Consider the following 6,722-nt stretch of genomic DNA (forward strand, 5'->3'; position numbering starts at 1 on the left):
CCCCGGCCCGGTCTCCAGCCGCCCGCCGACCAACGCCAGCCGCTCCTCCAGCCCGGACAGCCCGTTGCCCGGCTGGGACTTGCCCGGCCCGCGCCCGTTGTCGACGATCTCCAGGACGGCGTAGCGCTCGCCGCTCGCCTCCCAGCTCTCGTCCGCCGTGACCGTGCAGACGGTGGCGCCCTCGCCGTGCCGGACGACGTTGGTCACGGCCTCGCGCAGCGCCCAGGCCAGCGCGCCCGTCTCCTCCTCGGCCAGCGACGGCCAGGCGTCCACCAGCTCCGGCGCGGCCTCCAGCCGGACCTGCGCGGCGGCCAGCGCGGTACGGGCGGCGGCCAGTTCCACCGGCAGGGTCGGCCGGCGGAAGCCGGTCACCGCCTCCCGGACGTCGATCAGCGACTGCCGGGCGACCTGCTCGATGTCGGCGACCTGCGCCCGCGCCGCCTCGTCCTTGCCCGCGTCCATGAACCGCCCGGCCAGCTCGCTCTTCAGGGTGATCAGCGACAGCGAGTGCCCGAGCAGGTCGTGCAGGTCGCGGGCCATCCGCAGCCGCTCCTCGGAGGCGGCCAGGTGCGCGACCGCGGCCCGGGCCTCGCGCAGCTCCTTCATCGTGGCGACCAGCCGCTGCAACCCGGTCATCGCGACGCCGGAGAGGAAGGCGCTGAGCGCGAAGGTGGTGATGTTGTCGTTGCCCGCCCCGATCGCCGCCCCGACCACGGCGGTGAGCACGGCCATGGCGATCAGCACCCGCAGCGCGTACCGGGCCGGCGTGATGATGGCGACGCACACCGAGGCGTAGATGAACAGCGTCAGGAAGGCGGAGCCGAGGACGACCGAGGTGGCGACGGCCAGCGCGACCATCGTCGTGACGATCGCCAGGCAGGCCCGCGGCCGCATCCCGGCCTGCGAGCGGAAGATCACCAGCAGCACGTAGGCGCCCACGAACCCGGCCAGGCAGCACCAGCCGAGCACCGTCCCGGCCGTGTTGTGGGCGCCGCTCAGCAGGTCGCCGGCCGGGTAGGCCAGGTAGAGCATCCACAGCAGCATCCAGGCGACCTTGACCAGCAGCTGCCGCCTGGTCTCCACCGGGGAGCCGGGCACGTTCATGAAGGAGGCGCGCGCCGCTCCCGCCTCCGGCGGTTCGTCGGTGCGGTGGGTCCGGCGCGCGTCACTCATGCCGGTCATCATGCCTGGCGGGTGTCGCGGCGGTACAGCGCCGCCGCGGCGGCGGCGAACACCACGAGGAAGCCGGCCAGCCCGGCGACCGCGACGGTGTCCAGGGAGTGCCCGGGCCGGGTGAAGCCGGCCAGTTGGTTGTACAGGTACACCGGGTTGAACCGGGCGAACTTCTCCAGCGAGCCGCTCACCGGGAACCAGGTGCCGCCGAGCAGGGCCATCGCCATGTAGGTGATCATCACGATCGGCTGCACCGCGTCCGGCGCGGCCGCGTACCCGAGCGCCACCCCGAGCGCGGCGAAGACGAAGCTGCCCAGCCAGAGCGCGGCCGTCAGTCCGGCCCACTGCGGCACGGTCAGCGAGACCCCCTGGCTCGCGCCGACCGCGAAGACCACCAGGATCGCCGGCAGCGTGGTGACCGCGGTCGCCGCGATCTTGCCGACGGTGTACGCCCGGCCGGGCAGCGCGGTCAGCCGCAGCTGGCGCACCCAGCCGCTCTTGCGCTCCAGCGAGATCCGCTGCGCGCTGCCGGTCAGCACCGCGCCGACGGCGCCGAAGGTGGCCATCGAGACCATGAAGTAGGTCTTCACCGGCAGGCCGCCGGCCAGCTGAGTGGAGCCGTAGGCGTTGATGAAGAAGAAGTACATCAGCGCCGGGTAGGCGATGGTGAAGAGCAGGTAGCGCCGGTTGCGCAGGGTCCGCAGGATCTCCAGCTTGATCAGGGTGGTCATCGCACGCTCTCCTTGTCGGCGCTCCGCTCGTCGGCGCTCTGCTCGTCGGCGCGCCGGGCGCCGTCCTGGCGGTCCAGTTCGCCGGTGATGGTCAGGAAGGCCTGCTCCAGGCCCACGCCGGCCACCTCCAGCCCGCGCGGGTACAGCCCCGCCCGGTAGATCCCGGCCGCGGTGGCGTCGGCGTCCGCGGTCCGGATCCGCACCGTCCGCACCCCCGGGACCCGCGCGGTGACGTCCAGCGACTGCACACCGGGCAGGGTGCGCAGCACGGACTCCTCGAACCCGCCGTCCGCGTCGTGGAGTTCGAAGGCGATCCGGCGGGCGCCGGCCCTGGCCTTGATCTCCGCCGAGCTGCCGTCGGCGATCAGCCGGCCGCGGTGCAGCACCAGGACGCGGTCGGCGATCGAGTCGGCCTCCTCCAGGTAGTGGGTGGCGAACAGCACCGTGCGCCCGGCGTCGGCCTGGGCGCGCATGCTCGCCCAGAACGACTGCCGCACGCTGACGTCCATGCCGGTGGTGGGCTCGTCCAGCACGATCAGGTCGTTGTCGCCCGCGATGGCCAGGGCGAAGCGGACCCGCTGCTCCTGGCCGCCGGACAGCTTGTCGACCCGGCGCTCCGCGAACTCGGTGATCCCGGCGTCGGCCAGCACCTCCGTGACCGACCGGCCGCGCGGGTGCACGTCGCAGGCGAGCTGCACCAGCTCGCGCACCTTGACGTCGGACATCAGCCCGCCGCTCTGCAGCATCGCGCCGACCCGGCCGTCCTCGATCGCGGCCCGCGGGGCGCCGCCGAACAGGGTCACGCTGCCCCGGTCGGGCTCGCGCAGGCCGAGCAGCAGGTCCAGGCTGGTGGACTTCCCGGCGCCGTTCGGCCCGAGCAGGGCGACGGTCTCGCCCGGTCGGAGCACGAGGTCCAGTCCGTCCACGGCGCGCACCCGCCCGTAGCTCTTGCCCACGCCGCGGAAGGCGGCCACCTCGGTAACCATTGCCCGGCTCCTCTTCCCTGAGGGTGTCACGCTCGTGGTGTCACGACCGGTGCTGTTCGCACCACCTCAGAGTCCCGCGCGGGCGGGTGGCGGCGGCAGTGTCCGCCGTCGTGCCTTCGGCATGACGGATGTCATGCCGGCGGCCGGTACCCCCGTCAGGGGCACCGGCCGCCGAAAGCGCTGGTCAGACGGGTGTCACACGCCCAGCGAGCGCTTCACGAAGTCGACCTGGAGCAGCAGCAGGTTCTCCGCGACCTCCTCCTGCGGGGTCATGTGGGTGACGCCGGACAGCGGCAGCACGGTGTGCGGACGCCCGGCGGCGAGCAGCGCCGAGGACAGCCGCAGGGTGTGCGCGGCCACCACGTTGTCGTCCGCCAGCCCGTGGATGATCATCAGCGGGCGCTCCAGCCCGGCCGCGTACCCGCTCAGCGAGTTGGCGGCGTACACCTCGGGCCGCTCGGCCGGGTCGCCCAGGTAGCGCTCGGTGTAGTGGGTGTCGTACAGCTCCCAATCGGTCACCGGCGCCCCGGCCACCGCCGCGTGGAAGACGTCCGGGCGGCGCAGCACGGCGAGCGCCGAGAGGTAGCCGCCGTACGACCAGCCGCGGACGGCGACCCGGTCGAGGTCCAGCGGGAACTCCTCGGCGAGCGCCCGCAGCGCCTCCACCTGGTCGTCCAGGGTGGCCCCGGCGAAGTCGAAGGCGATCGACTTCTCCCAGGCCGGCCCGCGCCCGGGGGTGCCGCGCCCGTCGGCGACCACCACCGCGAAGCCCTGGTCGGCGAACCACTGCGAGTTGAGGTGCGGGTTGTGCGCCTGGAGGACGCGCTGGCCGTGCGGGCCGCCGTACGGGTCCATCAGGACGGGCAGCAGGCCGTCCCGCTCGCGGTCGTAGCCGGTGGGCAGGAAGACGGCGGACGGGATGCGGCGCTCGCCGGCGAAGCGGAAGACCGGGCGGGCGGTGATGGCCGGGGTCTCGGCGTACGAGGCGATGGTGGCGACGTCGTCGACCGCCAGGCCCTCGGGCAGGTCCCGGGCGACGGTGACCAGGGTGCCGGGCAGGTCGGGCTCGGCGGTGGCCCGGACGGTGATCCCGCCGCCGTGCACCGCGCTGGTGACGGAGGTGAACGGCCGGCCGTTGGCGGACTCCCAGCCCAGCCGCGTGCCGTCGTGGCTGATCCGGCCGACGCCGATCCAGCCCGGCTCGGGGTCGGTCTCCTCGGCGCCGCCGGCGGCGCTGAAGAACACCTCCCGCTCGGTGACCGCGACGACCGAGCGGACGTGCAGGTCGGCCCCGGTCACGGCACGGTCGCCGATCACCAGCGCCCGCACTCCCCCCTCGTCGGAGATCCGGACCAGCTTGCCGTCCGGGGTCCAGGCCGGTGTGCCCTGGAACAGCTCCAGCCAGGCGCCGTCCTTCTCCTCGTGCAGCACCTCGGTGGCGCCGGTGGCCGTGTCCAGGCCGAGGATCCGCTGGCCGCGCTGGTCGCGGGTCTGGACCAGGAGCAGCGGCACGCCGCCCTTCGACCAGTGCACCCGGCCCAGGTACGGGTAGGCCTCGCGGTCCCAGACCACCTCGGTGCGCCCGCCGTACAGGTCGAGCAGCCAGAGCCCGACCTCCGCGTTGGCGCCACCGGCCGCCGGGTAGGCGACCTCGGCGGGCTCGCGGTCCGGGTTCGCCGGGTCGGCGATCCACCAGCGGCGCACCGGGCTGTCGTCGGCGCGCTCGACCAGCAGCCGGTCGCTGTCCGGGGACCACCAGAAGCCGCGGTCGCGGTCCATCTCCTCCTGGGCGATGAACTCGGCCTGGCCCCAGGTGACGTTCGGGCCGTCCGGCTCGGCCAGCACCCGGTCGCCGCCGCCGTCGGTGCGGGTCAGCCGCAGCTCGCCGGCGGCGTTGGCGTACGCGACGTGGGCGCCGTCCGGGGCCGGGCGTGGGTCCAACAGCGGCCCCTCGGCGGGCAGTTCGGCGGTGGCGCCGGTGCCGAGGTCGGCGGTGAACAGCCGGCCGGAGAGGGCGAAGGCGGCCAGCGCGCCGGACGCGTCCAGGGCGTAGCCGACGATGCCGGCCGAGCCCTCGCGGCTGCGCTCGCGGCGGGCCTTCTCGGCCGGCGACAGGTCCTCCCCGCCGCCGCCGAGCAGCGCGGCCGGGTCGGCGGCGACCCGCTCCTCGCCGGTGGCGGTGTCGAGGGTCCAGAGCAGGTTGGCCCGGTCGCGGCCCGAGCCGGAGCGGAGGAAGACGACCCGCGAGCCGTCGGGCGCGACGGAGAAGGAGCGGGGCGCGCCGACGGTGTAGCGCAGGGTCCGCGCGTACTGCCGTGGGAAGGTGTCGGCAGGGGTGTGGGAGGTCATGGCACCAGACCTTATGACGCCGGACCACCACCCCCGGGCGTGCACTGATCACTCGTTCGGAGCATCGTCGGCAAGTACGCCCCAAAGGGGTCCAAACCGCCTCCGACCGGCCCATGCGCCCCTCGGATGCCACGATGCCCCGGCGCGCGTGGCCTCACCGAGGGTAATGCCACCCTTACCCATCGGGTATGACTTGTCGCGCGAGCGGCCGTCCGGCCCCGTCCCGGACCGCGGTCGCCCGCAGCCCCCAGTCCCGCACCGTCCCTCGCCGCCTCCCCGGAGGCGGCGTGCCCGAGAAGGGGTGTGAGCCGACATGGCCATGAACATCTCCGCCGCCGTGCTGATGCTGGTCATCGTGGTGATCCTGATCCGCCGGTCCGGCCTGAAGCTGGCGCACGCGATCGTCTGCGCGCTGCTCGGCTTCTACCTGGCCTCCAGCTCGATCGCCCCGTCGATCAGCCAGGTCACCAGCAACCTCGCCGGAATGATCAACGGCCTGAGGCTCTGACCCCCACCGGCCGGTGGTTAGGCTTCCTCCCATGACCGCGACTACCGGCCGCCGCCTCCTCCTGGTCCACGCGCACCCCGACGACGAGTCGATCGGCAACGGCGCCACCATGGCCCGGTACGCCGCCGAGGGCGCCCGGGTCACGCTGGTGACCTGCACCCTCGGCGAGGGCGGCGAGGTGATCCCCCCGGAGCTGGCCCACCTGACGGCCGATCGGGACGACACCCTCGGCGCGTACCGGATCGGCGAGCTGACCGAGGCGATGAGCGCCCTCGGCGTGTCCGACTTCCGCTTCCTCGGCGGCCCGGGGCGCTACCGCGACTCCGGGATGATGGGCGTGCCCGAGAACGACGTGCCCGGCTGCTTCTGGCAGGCGGACGTCGACGAGGCGGCCGGCCACCTGGTCGCGGTGGTCCGCGAGGTGCGCCCGCAGGTGCTGGTCACGTACGACCCGGACGGCGGCTACGGGCACCCGGACCACATCCAGGCACACCGGGTCGCGATGCGCGCGTACGAGCTGGCCGCCGACCCGGCGCACCGGCCGGAGCTGGGCCCGGCCTGGCGGATCGCCAAGGTGTACTGGAACCGGATGCCCTGCTCGGTGATCGAGGCCGGGCTCGCCGAGGCCGCCGCCAAGGCGTCCTTCCCGGGTGTCGCGCAGCCCGCCGACGTCCCCGGCGTGGTCGACGACGAGGTGGTCACCACCGTGCTGGACGGCGCCGCGCAGGCGGGGCGCAAGACCGCCGCGATGACCGCCCACGCCACCCAGATCACCGTGGACGGCGCCTTCTTCGCGCTCTCCAACGACCTGGCCCAGCCGCTGTTCACCACCGAGTACTACCAGTTGGTGCGCGGCCAGGCCGGGCCGGGCGAGCCGGAGGACGACCTGTTCGCCGGCCTCGCGCCCGACGCCGCGCCCGCCGAGGAGGGCACCCGATGAGCAAGCCCGCCGCCCGGCCGACCCGCCGCCCGCTC

At 74.1% G+C, this 6,722-nt stretch carries 6 protein-coding genes; 2 read left to right on the forward strand and 4 right to left on the reverse strand.

Going from position 1 to position 6,722, the window contains the following annotated elements:
- From AE652_RS32145 to AE652_RS32160, 4 genes are all read right to left on the reverse strand, one after another.
- A partial coding sequence (locus AE652_RS32145; protein WP_159028610.1) for a sensor histidine kinase occupies positions 1-1,173 on the reverse strand: 1,173 nt, incomplete at its 3' end.
- An 8-nt stretch (positions 1,174-1,181) separates the two neighbouring features.
- Positions 1,182-1,904: an ABC transporter permease gene (locus AE652_RS32150; protein WP_049658004.1), complete on the reverse strand. Its 723-nt coding sequence runs from the start codon at positions 1,902-1,904 to the stop codon at positions 1,182-1,184.
- Positions 1,901-2,890, reverse strand: a complete 990-nt coding sequence (locus AE652_RS32155) for an ABC transporter ATP-binding protein (protein WP_049658005.1) — start codon at positions 2,888-2,890, stop codon at positions 1,901-1,903. Before AE652_RS32155 ends, AE652_RS32150 begins: the two co-directional genes overlap by 4 nt.
- 195 nt (positions 2,891-3,085) lie before the next feature.
- Entirely contained in the window at positions 3,086-5,239 is a 2,154-nt protein-coding gene (locus tag AE652_RS32160; RefSeq protein WP_049658007.1) for a prolyl oligopeptidase family serine peptidase, read from the reverse strand.
- Between the two features lie 313 nt (positions 5,240-5,552).
- On the opposite strand from AE652_RS32160, the gene AE652_RS32165 reads away from it, so the two are divergent.
- The gene (locus tag AE652_RS32165) at positions 5,553-5,747 is read left to right on the forward strand and encodes a DUF2304 family protein (protein WP_049658010.1); all 195 of its coding nucleotides are present in this window, start codon (positions 5,553-5,555) and stop codon (positions 5,745-5,747) included.
- Between the two features lie 31 nt (positions 5,748-5,778).
- Positions 5,779-6,687, forward strand: coding sequence for an N-acetyl-1-D-myo-inositol-2-amino-2-deoxy-alpha-D-glucopyranoside deacetylase (gene mshB, locus AE652_RS32170; RefSeq protein ID WP_049658011.1), 909 nt, complete (start codon positions 5,779-5,781; stop codon positions 6,685-6,687).
- The last annotated feature ends 35 nt before the right edge of the window (positions 6,688-6,722 follow it).

It is taken from the genome of Kitasatospora sp. MY 5-36 (genome assembly GCF_001182915.1).
Lineage (GTDB): Bacteria > Actinomycetota > Actinomycetes > Streptomycetales > Streptomycetaceae > Kitasatospora.